Here is an 18282-nt window from a genome sequence, read left to right on the forward strand (position 1 = left end):
GTAGCGGGTCGACTGCCCGGGGACGCCACCGACCGTGTCCCCGGGCCTTGTCCGTGTCTGTGTCGTCCCAGGTCAACGCCTGGCTGCGGCAAAGGCTGTCTCGAACGCGTCGAGAGCATCGTCGGAGTCTGCGGACGCCCATGCCTCGAGCCCCACGACCCCGGTGTAGCCGATGCGTTTCAGCGCGGACGCAATTGCGGCGTAGTTGATCTCTCCGGTACCGGGCTCACACCTGCCGGGCACGTCCGCGACTTGGATCTCACCGATGTACGGCAGAGCTTCCGTGACCGACTCGATCAGATTCCCCTCCCCGATCTGAGCGTGGTAGAGGTCGAGATTCAGACGAAGGTGGGGATGGTCGACAGCGCGCACCAGGGACAGGGTGTCCGCGGCGGATGCGAACGGTGTGCCGGGATGATCGACGGCGACGTTGAGATTTTCGAGCACGAACGTGCGGCCTGCCTTCTCCCCCAACTCCGCGAGCGTGCGCAACGTGTCGGCAGCCGTGAGCCACATCGTCGGTGTGACCACCTGTACGGGCCGTAGTGGCAGACCGCCCTCGCCGAGGCCGGTACCGTGCAGATTCAGCCGAGGGCATGCGAGACGGTCGGCAACGTCCAGGGACCGCGCGGCGGACGCGAGTATCTCCGCGATACCGTCGGGTTCGGTCAGGTTCCCGGCGAGATAGCCTGTCATGGAAGAGAATTCGGCCCCGGACGAGGCGAGAGCATCGATGTCCTTGTTCGACCAGTCCCAGATTTCCACCAGCAGGCCACGGTCGGATATGCGCCGAACTCGTTCGAGCATCGGCAGATCGAGATAGAGCATCTCCGCGCACGCGGCAAGGTCGACCCCGCCGATCATGCGTCGAACCCGGTTGCGTCGATGTCCACGGAGCGTGCGGTGGCTGCGCTCTCCATGGCCGCGAGTGCGACGGTCAGTGCTGTGCGCGCGTCCTGACCGGTCACCGGCGCATCGGTTCCCTCACGGATCGCATTCACGAATGCGACGAACTCACCCAGGTACGCGTCGCGCAGCAGATCGGTGTCGCGACGGGCAGTGTCGACTCCGATTCCGCCCGGACCGTAGTAGGTCATGTCGCTCGACCGTGCGTTGCCTGCGGTGACCATGCCGCCCGATCCGAACACTTCGGCGCGTACGTCGTACCCGTACAGCGCACTGAAGTTGGCCTCGGCAACGGCAATTGCGCCGTTGTCGAATTCGACGGTGACGACGGCAGTGTCGAGGTGGCCGTCGGCTTTCGCGTCGGGACGGATCAGCGCATCGGCGATTGCGGTCACGCGCGTGGGGCTCGCGCCCGGATTGAGGAACGCCAGTGCGTCGAAATCGTGAATGAGTGTCTCGAGGAAGATCGTTCCGGGCGGTATTCGTGCCGGATCGGCTGTGAACGGACCTGGATCGCGGGTGACCGACCTCAGAAGCTGAGGGGTGCCGACTCGTCCGGAGTCGATTGCGGCGCGAGCAGCGATCCAGCCGGCCGCGAAGCGGCGATTGAACCCGACCTGCAGCACCACGTTCGCAGCGCCGGCAGCGGCGATCGCTCGATCGGCGTCGGCCAGCGTGATGGCCATCGGCTTCTCGACGAAGACGTGTTTGCCGGCTTCGGCGGCCGCGACCACGAGCTCTGTATGCGTCCTGGCCGGCGTGGTGATGACAACTGCGTCGACGTCGGCGCGCGCGAGGATCGCCGCTGCGGATGTCTCCGCGATGTCGACGCCGAGTAGATCGGCCAGCCGTTCACCGCTCGGCGTCGGGTCCGCAATGGCGACGAGCTCGGCTCCGGGGACGTGGCGGGCGATGAGTTCGGCGTGGCTGGAGCCGATTCGTCCGGCACCGATCAGGGCCAGTCGAACTGGATTCTTCGTGGACATCGTTCTTCCGTTCTGACGACTAGTACGTACTAGTAGTACGTTCCAGTGCAGAGTAGGGCTACACCGGTCGACGGTCAACCACGTGGCGTCCGAGAGTGCTCTAAAGCGCTACCACCTTCCCGGCAGCTCTGGTTGCCGGCGAATCACAATCCTCGGGCCACTTCGTCTTCAGCTCCCGATGAACGTGGTGTCGGCGCCGATCGCAGACAGGAGTTCGACGTCGTGACTGATCATCAACACACCCATGCCGGCCGCGTCCGCATTCCCTTGGATCAAACGGACGATCGCAGCGGTCGTCGCTGCATCGAGCATGGCCGTGGCCTCGTCGCAGATCAGATACTTCGGTTTCTGCGCGAGAGCTCGTGCCACGCAAGCACGTTGAAGTTGACCGTCGCTGACCTGGTGAGGCTTCCTGGCCAGGAGGTCGGTGGTCAATCCGACACTGTCGGCGAGCTCGTCGACATCCGCGGCACGACGCGCGATCACAGCGGGTTGCTCGATGATCGACCGCAACGTCATGCGTGGATCGGTCGCCGATCGCGGAGATTGGAAGAGCAGCGCAACCTTCCGCCGCACATCGGGTGGGACGGAGAACCCCACCCCGCTCACGTCCACGCCGTCGATGCGGACGACACCTTCGCGCGGCGCGAGAAGTAACGCGAGGACTCGCGCCATGGTGGATTTGCCGGAACCGGAAGGTCCCGCGAGACCGACGAGTTCGCCGGCAGGCACCGACAAGGACTGCCGGACGAGTACATCGTTCGTGCCTGGGTACGCGGCTGTGATATCCGATGCGTCGAGGCTCATGATGTCGCCTTCGTTCTGTAGGACCTTGCCCCGACGGTGATCAGCTTCGTCGGTCCACCCGAGAACATCGTGTCCGGTCGTCGGAGGTGGTACACGCACTCGTCGGGCAGGTCGGTCAGCTGCGGCGGTATTCCCGGCATCGGGTTCAGGCCACGGGACGGCAGGGCGTTCAGGAGGTCGCGGGTGTAGTCGTGCAACGGATCGTCGAGCACGAACCGAGCTGGACCCGTTTCCATGATGCGCGACGCGTACATGACGGCGACTCGATCGGCGACGGACGATCTGAGGAGGGACGACAGGTCGTGGGTGATGAGCAGGACGGCGGCACCGTTGTCCGCCGACCGACGCAGCAGTGCCAGCACGCGATCGGCGAGTTCGGTGTCGAGGTTGGCCGTCGGTTCGTCGGCGACGATCACCGAGGGATCCCCGACGAGCGCCCCGGCAATCGCGACCCGTTGCGCCATGCCCCCGGACAACTCGTGTGGATGGCAGTCCAGCGCCGCCGGGTCCAACCCGACTCGAAGGGCCAAGTCGTCCGCGGTGTGGGTGGACCCGAGCACCCGAATCGTTTCGTTCAGTTGTGAGCGCGCTGTCCGTACCGGGGTCAGGTAGGACGAAGCCGACTGCGGAATCAGTGCCACGTCCCGTCCGCGGAAGGACTTGTCGGTGAACACGTCGACCGTCCGGGTGTCGGTCCTGACCGAAATCGAGCCCGTCACCGACGATTCCCTCGGGAGCATCGACATCACGGCAGACGCGAGAATCGATTTGCCACAGCCGGATTCGCCGACAAGCGCCGTGATGGTACCCCGTTCGACCGAGAGGTCCACGTTGCTGGCTGCGTGCACGACGCCACCGCCGCGCACCGGAATCCTGACGGTCAGATTCTCGATCGTCAGAGCGCTCACAACCGCAGCTCCGATGGCACGGGTGGTGCGATCGACGAGCGCAAGGCCGAGCCCGCCAGCGCCACGGACACCGTTGCGAGCACGAGAATTCCCGCCGGAAACACCAGTGTCCACCATCCTCCGAGGAGCAACGAGCTTCTCGCTTCGGACAACAGAGTTCCGAGGCTCGGCTGGTGCGGTGGAAGTCCGAAGCCCAGGAACGACAACGTCGACTCGTGCCAGATCGCGTGAGGCAACAGGAGTACGACAGCGATCAGGGCTTGCGGCATCACCGCAGGCAGCAGATGCCGCACTGTGACGTGACGTCGACTCGCGCCGGCGAGGATGGCGGCGTCGATGTAGGGCCTGCCCCTCAGTCCGAGTATCTCCGATCGAACGATGCGAGCGACCTGCGTCCAATGTGTGAGTGCGATCGACAGCATCACCGCGGTCGCACTGCCTCGGAACATCGCGACGATGACGATACCGAGCAGCAGATGCGGGAGCGCATTGACGGCGTCGGTGCCCCGCATGACGACCCGGTCGAACCAGCCACCACGGAGTCCGGCCGCTGCACCGACGGCGGTCCCGATCAGCGTGGCGAGCACCGCGCACGACGCGGCGATCAGGAGGGACGTCCGTATCGCGCTTGCGCTGCGTACGAACAGATCTCGGCCTGCCGAATCGGTACCGAACCAGTGCGAGAACGATGGCGCCAACCTTGCTTGCTCGAAATCGGTGATGCGATCGTCGACGCCGGACAACCAGGGAACGCCGACGGCGTACAGCGCGAGGAGCGAGAGAACGGCGACAGCGACGACCGAGCGTCGCCTAGCCATCGGTGTTCACCCGGGGATCCAACACGGCTGCGGACACGTCGGCGATCAGGGAGCCGAGCATGACCGCAACGGTCGTACCGACCGTCAGAACGGCCAGCAACGCCATGTCGAGATCCCGCGCGGACTGAACGAGGGCGCCTGCGATGCCGGGCCACGAGAACACTTCCTCGACGAGTACGGCTCCGACGACGAGCTCCGGTAATCGGGCTCCCACGACGTTGACGAACGGGGCGAGCGAGGCCGGGACGATATGTCGAGTCGTGACCGTCCGGCCCGGAATTCCTCGCGCGACAGCGCCCGCCACGAAGTCCTCACCACGAGAGGTCGATACCGATTCGCGCACCGCCAGCAGCAACCACGGTAGCTGTGACAGGGCGAGCACCGACACCGGAAGCGCGAGGTGTTCGAGCACTCCGACAGGAGTCGGGTCGGCACCCGCCTCGGTGAGTCCTGCTACCGGTAGCCATCCCAGTCCGAGCGCGAACAGCGCGATCGCGCCGAGAGACAGCACGTACGGCGGCACTCCTTGCACAGCTAGGCAGACTCCGGTCGTCACGCGGTCGAGCCATCCTCCGCGACGACTACCGGCAAGGACCCCGAGCACCAGCGCAAGGGTCGCGGCAAGCAGCAGACCGAGTCCTGCGAGCAGCAGAGTCCACGGGACGCGCTCCACCACCACCTGAGTCACTGGTTGTCCGAACGATCTCGACGTTCCCAGATCGCCGGTCAACACGCCCTGTACCCATTGTCCGTACGCGTCGTACCACGAACGGTCCAGACCGAGTTGTTCGGTGAGAACAGCCTTGTCCGCCTCCGATGTCGTGGTGTACCGCACACCCAGGTATGCCACGAGAGGATCGAACGGCGACGCCGCCGCAGCCGCGAACAGCCCGACCGAGACGGCCACGCAGACCGGCACCACGAACAGCAGTCGCCTACGCACCATGGCGACGATCGAACGCCGTCGGGCGTGGCGATCCCGCCGAGCCGTCACCCGTCGCCGAAGCAGTGTGGAGGTCACGGTGTTGTCGTCCAGGTCTGCAAGGACCACCATGGTCCCCACGTGACGCCGTGAGAGTGCGGCTCCAGAATCGGGCCCGACACTGTCCAGTCCGAGTCCTTCGCGACGTAGGTGTGATCGAGAAACACCAAGTACACGTACCCCGGATCCTCGACGTAGGCTCGCTGCATGTCGCGGTAGGCACGGTCACGCTCCGCGGTGTCCAGACTTCGACGCCCCCGCTCCAACGCAGCATCGACGTTCGCGTTCGAGTAATCGCTCGCGTTGTCGTACACGCTGCCGACATCGGGGCGAAGAAACACGGAGTTCAACGCGTTGTATGCCTGCGTGTCCGGGTCGTACGGTTCGGAACCACCGCCGAGGAGTGTCCCGTCGTACGAAATCCTGGTATCGATCCGGTCCCAGGACAACGCCTCCAGACTCACGTCGATACCGACCGCCGATGCGTCGGACGCGAAGGCCTGAGCAAGGTCTCGACGTACTGTGTCCGTCGAGTTGTACATGACGGTGAACGCCGCGCGGGTGCCGTTCCTGGCGCGCACCCCGTCCGCGCCGAGCCGCCACCCCGCGCCGTCGAGGACACGCGCCGCACTCCCGGGGTCGTACGAGAACACCGCCGACGGTTCGTACGCGTCACCGTAGACCTCCGGGATCGGCGTAGCCGCCGGCCGCCCGAACCCACCCAGGATGCCGTCGACCATCGATTGCCGATTCACCGCGAGGTTCAACGCCATCCGCACGGCCTCGTCCCCCGCCACCGGGTTGTCCGTCGGGAGGGACACCCCGCGCCAGTCCGCGGAAGTGTTGGACGCCAGCGACATTCCGTCGCGCACGCCGATCGACTCGGCGAGCAGCGGAGGAAGGTTCGTACCGTCGATCTCCCCGGCCGCCATGCGTTGGGCGCGCGTGTTGTCGTCCGGCACGTACAGCAGGGTCAATTTCTTCACCTCGGGCGCGCCACCGAAGTACTTCTCGTTCGCCTCGAATATCGCGCGGTCCGGTGTCAGGCCGACGAGAGTGTAGGGTCCGGTGCCGATCGGCGCGGTGTTGAGGCTCGATTCCGCAGCAAGCCCCGGCGTGGCCACCGATTCCGAGGGAACTATGCCGATCAGCAGTTTCGTGGGCAGCGCCGAGTACGGATAGGCGAGACGGAACTCGACCGTACTGTCGTCCACCGCAACGACGTCGCTGATCATGTCGAACGACGACCGCGCTTCCGAAGCCGATGCCGGGTCGAGGATCGCACGGTAGGTTGCCACCACGTCGGCGGCATCGAATTCCGAGCCGTCGGAGAACGTGACGCCGCCGCGCAGCGGCACCGTCCACACCGTCGCATCCGCGTTGGCTGTAGGGATCTCGGTGGCGAGAGCAGGTGTGAACCCAGGGAGACCTGGTGTGCCATCCAGGCGTAGGAGCCCGTCGTACATCTTGGCCTCGCCTGCGGAGCCGTAACCCGCGATCGGGTTGTAGCCACCGAGTTGATGCCCGTCGGCGAGGACGATGCCCCCCTCGGACGACACATTTGTCGAACCGGTGGGCGCACCGCAGGACGCGAGCGCGAGGATGCAGACCGCTCCCGCGGCGCAGCGATGTCCGAAACGTGTGTTCATCTACCTTCTTCGTTCGTACGGAAGTTCAAATGTACAAACGTTCAGATGAAAATGCGCGTCGGCGGTGCACTCACTCGCGACGCAATTCGGCGGCCGACGCCGGTCCGATCGCGACAGATCGGGTCGAGTCGTTCGACCACTGGGACCACGAACCCGGGTACAGGGCCGCCTCCATGCCCAGAATGTTCAAGCCCGCGATCACATGAGCGGCGGTGACTCCAGATCCGCAGTACACAGCGGCAACGTCGGTGCCGTCCCCCACGTGGTCGGTCAGCGCCGATCGAAGCTCGTCGTCGGCAAGAAATGTCCCGTCCTCCGCCAGCAGAGCGCTGGTCGGGAAATTCTTCGCGCCTGGAATGTGACCGGCCTTCGGATCCACCGGTTCGACCTCGCCTCGAAAGCGTTCGGCTGCGCGTGCGTCCACAAGTCGGCCCGACTCGGCGAACCGTGCCGCGCCATCGGCGTCCACCGTTGTGAGGCCGCCTGCACTCAGCGTCACGTTGCCGGATTCGACCGATGCCTCGCCCGATTCGACTGGACGATGCGATCGGGTCCACGCAGCGAAACCGCCGTCGAGGATCCGCACGTTCGCGATTCCGGCCCACCTCAGTAGCCACCACGCCCGCGCCGCCGACGTACTCGGACCCGCGTCGTACACGACGACGTCGTCTCCGTTGTCCAATCCCCACCGACGGGCGGACGCCTGAAGATCGGCGATGTCCGGCAACGGGTGCCGCCCTGCTTCCGGCCCCGCGTTCCCGGCGAGTTCGGTGTCCAGGTCCACGTAGACTGCGCCCGGTATGTGCGACTGCCGGTACAGCTCGTGGCCGTCGCTTCGTCCGAGTGCCCACCGCACGTCGAGAACCACGACGAGTCCGTCCGCAGACGCGGCACGACCGAGTTCCTCGACGCTGACGAGCACCGAACTGCGGGATGTCTGCGAAGTCATCTTTCTGTCCTATGGTTGGTGAGACTAAGACCTTTCGATCAGTGCTTGACCAGGTCCAATGCGAACTCGATGTATGCGGCTGCGACGTCCTCCGGTCGCTCGTTGCGCGCGGTGTCGAACCACTGGGCCACGGCGACGCACATCGCCACGACGGCGCGTGCGGCCTCACGCGGCCTTGTGGTGCCGAACAACCCCTGCTCCACCCCCGCGTAGACCTCGGCATCCACCATGCGCTGGACCTCGACGCGTTTGGCTGCGATGCGCGAGTAATTGGAGTCCTCGAGACTACGCATTTCACTGGACCCGATGAATCCGAGCTCCTTGCGGTAACTGTGATAGAGCGTCAGGCTCTCGATCAGCCGGGCGAATCGACTGATCGGAGAATCTCCTTCCACCTCGTCACGGGCGGCGGTAACACGACGTAGGAGGTCGGTCATCGTGAGCTCGAAGATGGCTACGAGCATTGCCTGTTTACTCGGGTAATAGTGGTAGAGAGCGGATACACTCGAGCTCGCTTCCTCGGCTATGTCGCGAATGGAAGAGCCCTCGTATCCCTTCCGCACGATGCACGCCACCGCAGCTCGCAGCACGACGTCCATGTCGAGCTCACCGTACTCACGCCAGTTCGGGGGCCGATCTCCAGCAGCGTTCGAGTTCGCGCTGCCGGACGCTGCTGGGGCGCCCGTGAACAGATCGCCGGGCGCGATGTCGAGGACAGTCGCGATAGCGTGCAAACGATCGATGCTCATCGTGGTTCGACCGGTCTCGAGAGCCGTGATGGTAGCCGGGCTCAGGTCCAGCCGGCGCGCCAGCTCCCGGAGGGATATCCCCTGCTGAGTACGCATGTCCCTGACCCGGGCACCGACATACGCGCCGGGACTGGTCGACGATTCTGCACTGGTCATGCGTTCAGCCTACCAACCGACTGCCGTTCACCAGCACTGAACAGCGGTGCCGGGTCCACCTGTTCTGCGGTTGATCCCCTCGTTCTGGCACCCCGCACCGTGCCGGATCGATCATCTGCCGGCGAAACGGCCGATACGGCCTTGGGCATCGTCGGACGTACCGACCCTGGCGATCGTCTCGGCTTCGTCGTCCAGATGCTCCTGATACGACGACGTCATTGCCTTGCGCATCAGCCGCCGTGTTTCACCGAGTGCCGGATGGGCGCCGGCAACGAGGGTTGCCGCCAGTTCTTCTGCGCGGGTGGTGATGTCGGAATCGTCCACGAGGTCGGTGATCAGGCCCGTGTCGAGCGCTTCCTGGGCGGAGACGACGCGGGATGTCAGCAACATCCGAGCGGCATTGCGTGCGCCCACGACCGCCGGCAGCAGCGCGGACACTCCGCAATCCGGAGACAGACCCACGCCCGAGTACGCCGCGGCGAACTTGCTCGACGGCCCGGCGACGACGAAATCGGAAGCGAGAACGAGGCCGAGCCCTGCACCCGCGGCCGAACCCTGCACGGCAGCAACGACGATGACCGGCAGCGTGTCGAGCTTCGCCAGTGCCCGGTGAACCACACCGGCCAGATCGCGTAGAAATCCGGGAGTGTCCTCCGCCGCCGCCATCTGCCGTACGTCGCCACCGGCGCAGAAGTTCTTGCCGTCTCCGCTCAGCAGGACCACGCGGACCGACGGGTCCGCGGCGACATTCTCGACTGCTCGTTCGAACGCCTCGGCCAGATCCGTATCGATGGAGTTGGACGCGGCGCCGCGCGAGAGACGGATGCGAGCAAGCGCGCCGTCTGTCGAGTAAATCACCGGCTCGTCGACGATCGCGTCGGTCATCGTGGTGCCATACGGATGGCGCCGTCCAATCGGATGACCTCACCGTTCAGCATCGGGTTCTCGACGATGTGCCGTACGAGCGCGCCGAACTCGTCCGGGTCACCCAACCGCGACGGGTGTGGCACCTGCGCGCCGAGAGATGCCCGTGCGTCTTCCGGCAGCGTCTTCAGCAGAGGTGTGTCGAAGATTCCCGGTGCGATGGTCGCGACACGGATCTGGTGACGCGCGAGCTCACGGGCGATGGGGAGAGCCATCGACACGATGCCGCCCTTGGATGCCGCGTAGGCAGGCTGACCGATCTGGCCGTCGAACGCCGCCACGGACGCAGTGTTCACGATGACGCCGCGCTCGCCGTCGACACTGTCGGTGGCCGCAATCCTCTCTGCTGCAAGGCGAATGACGTTGAACGTGCCGAACAGGTTGATCCGAACGATACGTTCGAAGTCCTCGAGGGGAAGCGGGCCGTTCTTGCCGAGGACCTTTCCGGGAGGGCCGACGCCTGCGCAGTTCACCACGACTCGGAGCGGTCCCTGCTCCGACAGTACGTCCAGTGCCTGCGACACGTCCTCGGTCGAAGTCACGTCTCCGGGAAGGAACGTGACGGAACCCGCGTGTGCTTGCGCGACGGCCTCACCGGGTGATCCCGGCAGGTCGAGGATGCCCACTTGAGCTCCTGCAGCCACGAGCGCCTCGGTGGTGGCCAGTCCGAGACCGGACGCACCTCCCGTGACCAATGCGGTGATGTTGTCGGTCTTCAACGAAAAGCTCCTGTTCTGTGTCCACGACGAGTGTGTTCCGTCATGAGTACTGGTTCGGATCGTGCACGGGCGGGGGAAGCAGTCCGGTCGGACCGCGGCGATGTCAGCGTGGATCGACGAAGATGTCGTAGTCGAGTGGTTCGACTCCCCCGTACTGCTGCAGGTCCGTGACTCCGGCCTCGGCCAGCACGTCGACATCGATGGTCGTTCGTCCCGTTCGGCGGCTCGGGCGGTGGGCCAGCAGCAGCGCCGCTGCATCCGCCATGATCTGCGGATCGCGCGCGTGCGAAGTGCCTTCTTCTCCGCCCAGCAGGTTCTTGACGGCAGCGGTTGCGATCGTGGTCTCGGGCCACAGGCAGTTGCTTGCAATACCGAACTCGGCGAACTCGGCGGCGAAACCGAGTGCAAGCAGGGTCATTCCGTATTTTCCGAGCATGTACCCGGGATGTTTGCCCAACCATTCGTTCGACATGTTCATCGGTGGAGACAGCGTCAGAACCTGCGCGGAATCGGACTTCTTCAGGTGCGGAAGGCACGCCTGCGTCAGCGCAAACGTCCCGCGCACGTTGACCTGCTGAATGAGGTCGAACCGTTTGAGCGGCAGGTCCTCTGTCTTCGCGAGATTCAGCACGCTCGCATTGTTGATGCAGAAATCGATTCCGCCGAACGTGTCCATCGCGGTCTGGGCAGCTCGCTGAACGTCGGCGTCGATGCGCACGTCTCCGACGACTCCGACGGCCTTCCCGCCTGCGGCCTCGATCTGTTCGACGGCGGAGTGAATGGTCCCGGGAAGCCGGGGGTCCGGGTTGTCGGTCTTGGCCAGCAGGACCAGGTTGGCACCACCCTTCGCCAGCTGTGTGGCGATGGCCAAGCCGATTCCTCGGCTGCCACCGGACATCACCGCGGTGAGTCCGTCGAAGCGTAGGTCGCTCATGATGTTCCTCCGTCAGATTCGTTCGATGATCGTCGCGTTGGCCATGCCGCCGCCTTCGCACATGGTCTGCAGGCCGTACCGACCGCCCGTGTGCTCCAGGTAGGTCAGCATCGAGGCCAGAAGTCGACCGCCGGACGCTCCGAGGGGATGCCCGAGCGCGATCGCGCCGCCTGCGGGGTTCAAGCGCTCGGGGTCGGTGTCGAAGTGGCTCTGCCACAGCAACGGAACCGGCGCGAACGCTTCGTTGACCTCGTACGCGTCGATCCGGTCGAGCGTCAGACCCGACTTGGCGAGAATCTTCTCGGTTGCCGGAATCGGACCGGTCAGCATCAGGAGCGGATCACTACCTGCGACGCTGAAGCTGTGGAACCGAGCGCGGGGGGTCAACCCGAGCGCCGACGCCTTCTCCTCGCTCATGATGAGGGCCGCCGACGCGCCGTCGGTCAGTGGCGAGGAGTTTCCGGCGGTGATCGACCAGTCGATCTCCGGGAACCGGGCGGACATCTCGTCGGTGCGGAACACCGGACGAAGCGATGCCAACGACTCTGCGGTAGTGGACGATCGGACGGTCTCGTCGACGCTCACCAATACGTCGTTTCCTGATGCGTCCGTGGTCCTGACAGGCACGATCTGGTCTGCCTGCAGGCGCTCGGCTGCCTGCGACGCGAGCCGATGCGAGCGGGCTGCGTACGCGTCCAGTTCCTCACGACCGAACTTCCACCGTGCTGCGATCAGTTCGGCTCCGATGCCCTGTGACACGAGCCCCTCGGGGAATCGCGCCTTCAACGGTCCCACGTTGGGATCGGCGCCCCCGACGTTCGAGAACATCGGAGCTCGGCTCATCGACTCCACACCGCAGGCGATGACGATGTCGTACGCACCCGCGGCGACGCCTTGAGCTGCGAATGCTGCGGCCTGCTGGCTGGAACCGCACTGGCGATCGATGGTGGTGGCCGGTACGGATTCGGGAAATCCGGCAGCAAGAACAGCGGTACGAGCGATGTTCACGGCCTGCTCGCCGGACTGGGTGACGCAGCCGGCGATGACGTCGTCGACGAGAGCCGGGTCGAGATCGTGCTTGCGAACCAGCTCCGCCAACAGATCGGCGAGAAGGGTGGCCGGGTGTACCGATGACAGCGAACCGCCGGGCTTGCCCTTGCCCGACGGTGTGCGGATGACATCGACGATGACTGCTGTGCTCATGGGAATTCCTCGCTGGAGTTGATCGAATATCAGAAGCCGAGAAGCTCGGACACGTAGCCCCGAGCTCTGGATGCGTCGAAGGACCGTGCAATCTGCATCTTTTCGGCCTCGGCCGAACCTTCTGCATGGGTAGCGAGCACCGACTGGTACCCACCCCAGCTGCCGGTGCAGAGATCGCCGATCAGATTGATCAGCCGAAGTCTTTGCTCGGCCGGAACCGCTGCCGCAAAGTACTTCTCGAGGACCTTACGGGTGTCGGGGTCCGCCCAATCGCCCGCGCCGGGACCGGTGGCCACCAGTCCGCCTGCGAGGTCGAGAACCGCTGCGGTCGCCGCATGGAATCCATGTGCGAAGTGATACTTGGCCATGTTCACAGCGAGAGGGTCGGGCAGCTGAACGCCGTTGTCGCCCTGTGTCGACCGGATCGCGGCGAGTTGGCCGAAGCCACGAACGGTTTCTGTGTACGAAATCAGCTCGGTCAACTTGCTTTTCACGTGACCGGCCTTGGAGATTCCGTTGGCCTCGGCGACCATCGTCGCCGATCCGACGAGCAGGTCGAGCAGAGGCAACTTGTAATTGATGGCGGTGTACCGGTGGTAGTCGACGAATGCGATCGCAAGCGGACCTGCCAGTTCGGGTTGCCGAGCGAGGAACACGCGGTTCTTCGGGACCCGAACGTCGTCGAAGACGGTCAGGCTCTCCAGGAGCTTGTGCTTGGAGGAGAGCGGGTGGGTGAACTCGTCCCTGTCTCCGTGCAGGTAGGGCGAGACGTACAGGGTGAGCCCGGGTGTGTCCACCGGCACAGCGAAGCTGAGTGCATAGTCCGCGTCCGCGGGACCCATTGCGCGCGTGGGCAGGACCAGGATTTCGTCTGCGTTCGCGGAGAAGGAGGTGTGCACCTTCGCGCCACGAACCGTGATCGTCTCGGCGTCCTCGTCGACGATGTGCAGGTACAGATCGGGATCGGCCTGCTGATGTGGTGCGAGCATCCGGTCGCCCTTGACGTCGGTCTGTGCGACCGCGATCGCGACGTCGTTCGCGCAGCAATGCTCGTAGAACGCCTTGGCGTTCTCCAATCCCTCCCCGGACAGAGCCCGCAGGAGACCGAACAGTGCGTCGCTACCGACCTCCTTCAAGACGATCGTGCCAGTGCCGAGTTTGCACACACTTTCGATCAGCCGCCCGCGACGCTCGATGTCCTCGGCGGTACGTGGTACTCGATAGAACGCGGTGTACGGACCCTGTCCATCGTCGGCGATGGCCAGATCGGGTTCGAGTTCCGCGATGTCGTACGCAAGCCCCGAGTGAGAGATCGCCGTGTCGAACTCGGAGAACGCCGTGACGTCGTCGACCTTCTGGCCCTGGTACACGACGTTACGGCCGTCTCGCAGCCCCTCTCGGTACTGGCGTGCTGTGCGAATGCCCATCTGACGAACCTCTCGGAAGTGACTTGCACACGACTACAACGGTACGACAGACCGTTCAATCGTTCGACTTTTGTTTAGTTTGTCAGCGGTGCATTTATGTGTCAACGTCTGAATTCCAAACCTCGACCTTGATACTCGCGGAGTGCGACCCCGATCGTTGATACGGTTGCATCGATCGAACGTTCTCTGTTCAGCGAAAGGCATGCCATGTATCCCGGGGCCCACGTTGCGACCCACCCGAGCAAAGCTGCTGTAGTCATGGCCGAAACCGGTGAGACAGTGACGTTTGCCGAACTGGAATCCCAGTCCGTCCGCATTGCTCGCTATCTGCGCGACGCCGGACTTCGCGTAGGCGACCACATTGCGCTCGTCAGCGACAACACGGTCAGGGTGTTCGAAGTGTATTGGGCTGCGCTCCGGTCAGGTCTGTACATCACTGCCGTCAACCGTCATCTCACCCCCGCCGAGATGGCGTACATAGTCGACGACTGCGGAGCCCGCGCTGTCATCACCTCCGCTGCGCTCGGGGACACTGCCACGAAGGTTGCCGACTTGGTCGACGGCGTGGACATCCGCTTGGCCTTCGGGGGTCCGGTTCCGGGGTTCGACGACCTCGACGACGCGATCGGCGACCTGTCGGACGAACCCTTGGCCGATCAGCCGCGCGGCGCGGACATGCTGTACTCCTCCGGAACCACGGGCAAGCCCAAGGGGATCGAGCCGTCACTTCCGAATCGGCAGATCGAAGAACCCGGAGACACGATGGCTGCGTTGGCGTCGACGATCTGGAGTGTGGATTCGTCGACGGTCTATCTCTCGCCGGCCCCTCTCTACCACGCTGCTCCCCTTCGCACCGCCGCGGCGGTACAGGCTCTCGGCGGAACGGTCGTCGTGATGGGGAAGTTCGATGCCGAGCGCGCACTGTCCTACATCGAGAAGTTCGCTGTCACGCACAGTCAGTGGGTGCCGACGATGTTCGTTCGTATGCTGAAACTCCCCGACGAGGTCCGAGCGAAGTACGACTTGTCGACGCTGCGGGTGGCGATCCATGCAGCGGCGCCGTGCCCAGTCGACGTCAAACGCGCCATGATCGAGTGGTGGGGGCCGATTCTCGTCGAGTACTACTCCTCCACCGAACTGGCCGGATTGACGAGCATCACATCCGCGGAGTGGCTGAAGAAGCCGGGTTCGGTCGGTAAGGACGGGTTTCTGGGCACAGTGCGCATCTGTGGTCCTGACGGCGAGGTCGTGCCTCCCGGTGAAATCGGCGACGTCTATTTCGAACGAGACGTCATGCCGTTCGCCTATCACAACGACCCGGCCAAGACGAAGAGCGCACAGCACCCACTGCACGAGAACTGGTCCACAACAGGGGATGTCGGCTACCTCGACGAGGATCGCTATCTGTTCCTCACCGATCGTGCAACGTTCATGATCATCTCCGGTGGGGTGAACATCTATCCGCAGGAGATCGAGAACGTCCTGGCCTCGCATCCGAGCATCCTCGATGTTGCTGTGATCGGCGTACCCGATCCGGAAATGGGCGAGCAGGTGCTCGCCGTCGTGCAGTTGCTGCCGGGTGTCGAATCTTCCGACGATCTGGCCGAGTCGATCCTGAGTGAAGCACGAAAATCGTTGGCAAGCTACAAAGTTCCGCGTCACATCGTATTCACTTCGGACCTCCCGCGCACACCGACGGGCAAGCTCGTCAAGGGACGCCTGAAGGGCAAGTACGACAGCGTCGTACTTGGATGACCACTACATCGGACCGCCCGAAAACGGGAAGTTCGTTGCCCTGGGATTCACCGATGCGGCAGGACCTCCACTTGCGCTCGAGGGCCGGCGCTCCGACGGTCTCGACGAGATCCTCCCGCAGTGTGCAGCAGGTGCACCCGTAGCTGAGCTCGACGAATTTCGTCTTGGTCATCGCCTTCGTCGGTCTCACGTGGGCGATCGCATGGAAACTCGCATCGACGGACGTTCCGCGCGACAGTTCACAGGTCGACGCCGCCGAGCTCGCATTGATCACGAAGGACGCCGGCACCGAGCAGCGCACTGCGCAGGAAATTGCCGGTGCGAGCCACTCGGCCTGGCGGGCAGTGGTTCAGCCCTCCGTGCTCGCAATCGCGTTGTCCCTGTTCTGCTACAACTACATCCTGTTCTTCTTCATGACGTGGTTCCCCGACCATCTCGTCGACGCGCAAGGCGTCAGCCTCCGTGACATGTCTTTGTTCACCGCCGTCCCGACCGTCACCGGCATCATCGTCGCGGGCGACCACTACGGCAGCGCCTTCGCGACCGCCGGTGCGCTCGGCATCGTCGGTGCGGTCATCGTTCTCGTTCGGCAACGCGAGCGTGCAGACGTTTCAACCGAATCGAGCACCACGTCGACCCCCTGAAACAGCTACAACGGGCACCGAACGGGTGAGCCGGCAACCCCCTCACATCGAAGGCGCCTGCGAGCGATGGCGGGCTCCTCCCACACGGCCGATATCTGCACCACTTCTGGACTCTTACCAGCGCACCCCGGGAGTGTTGCAAACTCCGCCGAATCCAAGCTTGCTCACGAAGTAAATATATGCCCATAATGTGGGTGACAGTGTGGCGCGTCACAGCCAAGTTTCCTCCATGACGCCACTCACAACTCGTGGGAAGACCAACCGATGTCCGACATGTGGATCGTGATCAACACCGCCATAGCAGTGCTGGCGGTCGTTATCTTCATCGTGCGCTTACGTTTCAACCCCGTCGTTTCGCTCGTCCTCGGTGCCGCCTACCTCGGCCTCGCCACCAAGCTGGGCGTCGAGAAGACGGTCGACACCATTGCCGGCGGTTTCGGCGAAATCATGGCCGAAGTCGGCCTGCTCATTGCATTCGGCGTTCTCATGGGCTCCGTGCTCCAGGAGATGAACGCCATTCAACGGCTGGTGGGCACACTGCTGCGCACCTTCGGCCCGAAACGGATGCCGTACGCGTTGTCGCTGACGATCGCGACCGTACTTCAATCCATCTTCCTGGACGTTCTGCTCGTCATCTCTGCACCACTCGCCCGGAACCTCGGACCCAAGATCGGTAAGTACGGCACCGCCCGCATGGCCACGGCGCTGGCCATCGCACTCGAGTGCGGCATCGTGTTCATGGTTCCCGGTGTTGCCGCCCTGGCTCTTGCGGGCCTACTCGGTGTGCCGCTCGGCAAGATGATGATCTACGGACTCATCCTCATCGTCCCCGTCGTCGTGCTCTCGGTCGCGATCATGTCGTTCGTCTTCCGTCACGGTTGGTGGAACGAGGAGAAGGACGAGGAGCAGGTCGCGGTCATCGACGAGACGGTCGGGCCCATCGACGGTGCGGACACGAACGAAGAGCTGGGCGGAACGCCCGCTGCAGGACGTTCCGTCAGCGGTACGTCGAACGACGGTGCGTCCGGAAACGGTGGCTCGGGCGCGGTCGGTGTCGCCGAGAAGGTGCGTGAGGAGAAGCAGACCCGCCTCATCGTGTTGCTCTCCCCCCTGCTGCTCTCGCTCTTCCTGATCGCCACCGGCGCGGTCTTCGAGGTCGCCGAACTTTCCCAGCCTATCGTGGAGTTCGTGGCGAGCCCGGTCATCGCTCTGCTGTTCGGTCTCGTCGGTACATGCCTGATCGGCCGGTACCACGTCGGACAGAAGCGCGTCGAGAAGGCGTTGGCACGAGGATTCGCCGAGAGTGGGCAGATCCTCATCCTCACCGGTGTCGGCGGATCGTTGGCGGCAGTCATCAACGAGGCAGGACTCGGTGAGATTCTGGGGCAGTACTTCACCGCGAGCACCGCAGCGCCGTTGTTGATGGTGTGGGTCATCGCTGCCGCACTGCACATCGCCGTCGGCTCCGTCACGATCTCCGCCATCACCTCGGCCGGAATCCTGGCCCCTGTCGCGCCGCTGATCGGACTGGACCCCGTCTTCATCGCTCTTGCGGCAGGCGCCGGTTCACTGTTCGCGGTTCACGTCACGAGCAACACCTTCTGGCTACTGCAGTCACTGATGGGCCAGACCACCCGCGGAACGCTCAAGACGTGCTCGGTCGGCGTGTCCGTCGCCTCCGTGATCGCCATCCTGCTGATCATGCCGATGAGCCTCGTCCTGTGACACCCGACTCGAGCCGCACGGACCGTGCACACGACCAGAAT

The 18282-nt window shown here is 64.3% G+C and carries 18 protein-coding genes; 3 read left to right on the top strand and 15 right to left on the bottom strand.

What is annotated here, in order from left to right; genetic code table 11:
- Positions 1–72: 72 nt before the first annotated feature.
- The 14 genes from CH289_RS03620 to CH289_RS03685 form a co-directional block, all read right to left on the bottom strand.
- Positions 73–864, bottom strand: coding sequence for a TIM barrel protein (locus CH289_RS03620; RefSeq protein ID WP_019667734.1), 792 nt, complete (start codon positions 862–864; stop codon positions 73–75).
- Positions 861–1892 (bottom strand): Gfo/Idh/MocA family oxidoreductase, encoded by a 1032-nt coding sequence (locus tag CH289_RS03625; RefSeq protein ID WP_020113288.1) that lies wholly within the window; start codon positions 1890–1892, stop codon positions 861–863. Before CH289_RS03625 ends, CH289_RS03620 begins: the two co-directional genes overlap by 4 nt.
- A gap of 168 nt (positions 1893–2060) precedes the next feature.
- Entirely contained in the window at positions 2061–2699 is a 639-nt protein-coding gene (locus CH289_RS03630; protein WP_019667736.1) for an ABC transporter ATP-binding protein, read from the bottom strand.
- Positions 2696–3607, bottom strand: a complete 912-nt coding sequence (locus CH289_RS03635; RefSeq protein WP_019667737.1) for an ABC transporter ATP-binding protein — start codon at positions 3605–3607, stop codon at positions 2696–2698. The genes CH289_RS03630 and CH289_RS03635 overlap by 4 nt, the downstream gene beginning before the upstream one ends.
- A complete protein-coding gene (locus CH289_RS03640; protein ID WP_019667738.1) occupies positions 3604–4425 on the bottom strand; it encodes an ABC transporter permease in 822 nt (273 codons plus the stop codon). The genes CH289_RS03635 and CH289_RS03640 overlap by 4 nt, the downstream gene beginning before the upstream one ends.
- Positions 4418–5488, bottom strand: a complete 1071-nt coding sequence (locus CH289_RS03645) for an ABC transporter permease (protein ID WP_094727279.1) — start codon at positions 5486–5488, stop codon at positions 4418–4420. Before CH289_RS03645 ends, CH289_RS03640 begins: the two co-directional genes overlap by 8 nt.
- Complete coding sequence (locus CH289_RS03650) at positions 5443–7056, bottom strand: ABC transporter substrate-binding protein (protein ID WP_037181202.1); 1614 nt, start codon at positions 7054–7056, stop codon at positions 5443–5445. Before CH289_RS03650 ends, CH289_RS03645 begins: the two co-directional genes overlap by 46 nt.
- 70 nt (positions 7057–7126) lie before the next feature.
- Positions 7127–8005, bottom strand: coding sequence for a sulfurtransferase (locus CH289_RS03655; RefSeq protein WP_037181199.1), 879 nt, complete (start codon positions 8003–8005; stop codon positions 7127–7129).
- A 38-nt stretch (positions 8006–8043) separates the two neighbouring features.
- Positions 8044–8910 carry a TetR family transcriptional regulator gene (locus CH289_RS03660; protein WP_037181198.1) on the bottom strand — a complete coding sequence of 289 codons (867 nt, stop codon included), beginning with the start codon at positions 8908–8910 and terminating at the stop codon, positions 8044–8046.
- Positions 8911–9021: 111 nt separating this feature from the next.
- Positions 9022–9795, bottom strand: coding sequence for an enoyl-CoA hydratase/isomerase family protein (locus tag CH289_RS03665; RefSeq protein ID WP_033188745.1), 774 nt, complete (start codon positions 9793–9795; stop codon positions 9022–9024).
- Entirely contained in the window at positions 9792–10553 is a 762-nt protein-coding gene (locus tag CH289_RS03670; protein WP_037181196.1) for a 3-hydroxyacyl-CoA dehydrogenase, read from the bottom strand. Before CH289_RS03670 ends, CH289_RS03665 begins: the two co-directional genes overlap by 4 nt.
- Positions 10554–10656: 103 nt before the next feature.
- Positions 10657–11487, bottom strand: coding sequence for an SDR family oxidoreductase (locus CH289_RS03675; protein WP_033188746.1), 831 nt, complete (start codon positions 11485–11487; stop codon positions 10657–10659).
- Positions 11488–11499: 12 nt separating this feature from the next.
- Positions 11500–12690 (bottom strand): thiolase family protein, encoded by a 1191-nt coding sequence (locus CH289_RS03680; protein ID WP_020113278.1) that lies wholly within the window; start codon positions 12688–12690, stop codon positions 11500–11502.
- 29 nt (positions 12691–12719) lie between these two features.
- Positions 12720–14117 (bottom strand): 4-hydroxyphenylacetate 3-hydroxylase N-terminal domain-containing protein, encoded by a 1398-nt coding sequence (locus CH289_RS03685; protein WP_019667747.1) that lies wholly within the window; start codon positions 14115–14117, stop codon positions 12720–12722.
- A 207-nt stretch (positions 14118–14324) separates the two neighbouring features.
- Between CH289_RS03685 and CH289_RS03690 the strand changes: the two genes are divergently transcribed.
- Positions 14325–15872 (top strand): acyl-CoA synthetase, encoded by a 1548-nt coding sequence (locus CH289_RS03690; protein WP_037139147.1) that lies wholly within the window; start codon positions 14325–14327, stop codon positions 15870–15872.
- Here the strand turns inward: CH289_RS03690 and CH289_RS27930 are convergent.
- On the bottom strand, positions 15826–16044 hold the full coding sequence (locus CH289_RS27930; protein ID WP_143545034.1) for a GTP-binding protein: 219 nt from the start codon (positions 16042–16044) through the stop codon (positions 15826–15828). The genes CH289_RS03690 and CH289_RS27930 overlap by 47 nt on opposite strands.
- On the opposite strand from CH289_RS27930, the gene CH289_RS03695 reads away from it, so the two are divergent.
- Entirely contained in the window at positions 16037–16516 is a 480-nt protein-coding gene (locus CH289_RS03695) for a hypothetical protein (protein WP_094727282.1), read from the top strand. The two genes, CH289_RS27930 and CH289_RS03695, sit on opposite strands and share 8 nt — an antisense overlap.
- 264 nt (positions 16517–16780) lie before the next feature.
- Positions 16781–18241, top strand: a complete 1461-nt coding sequence (locus CH289_RS03700) for a GntP family permease (protein ID WP_094727284.1) — start codon at positions 16781–16783, stop codon at positions 18239–18241.
- The last annotated feature ends 41 nt before the right edge of the window (positions 18242–18282 follow it).

The organism is Rhodococcus sp. RS1C4 (genome assembly GCF_002258225.1).
Taxonomy (GTDB): domain Bacteria; phylum Actinomycetota; class Actinomycetes; order Mycobacteriales; family Mycobacteriaceae; genus Rhodococcoides; species Rhodococcoides fascians_E.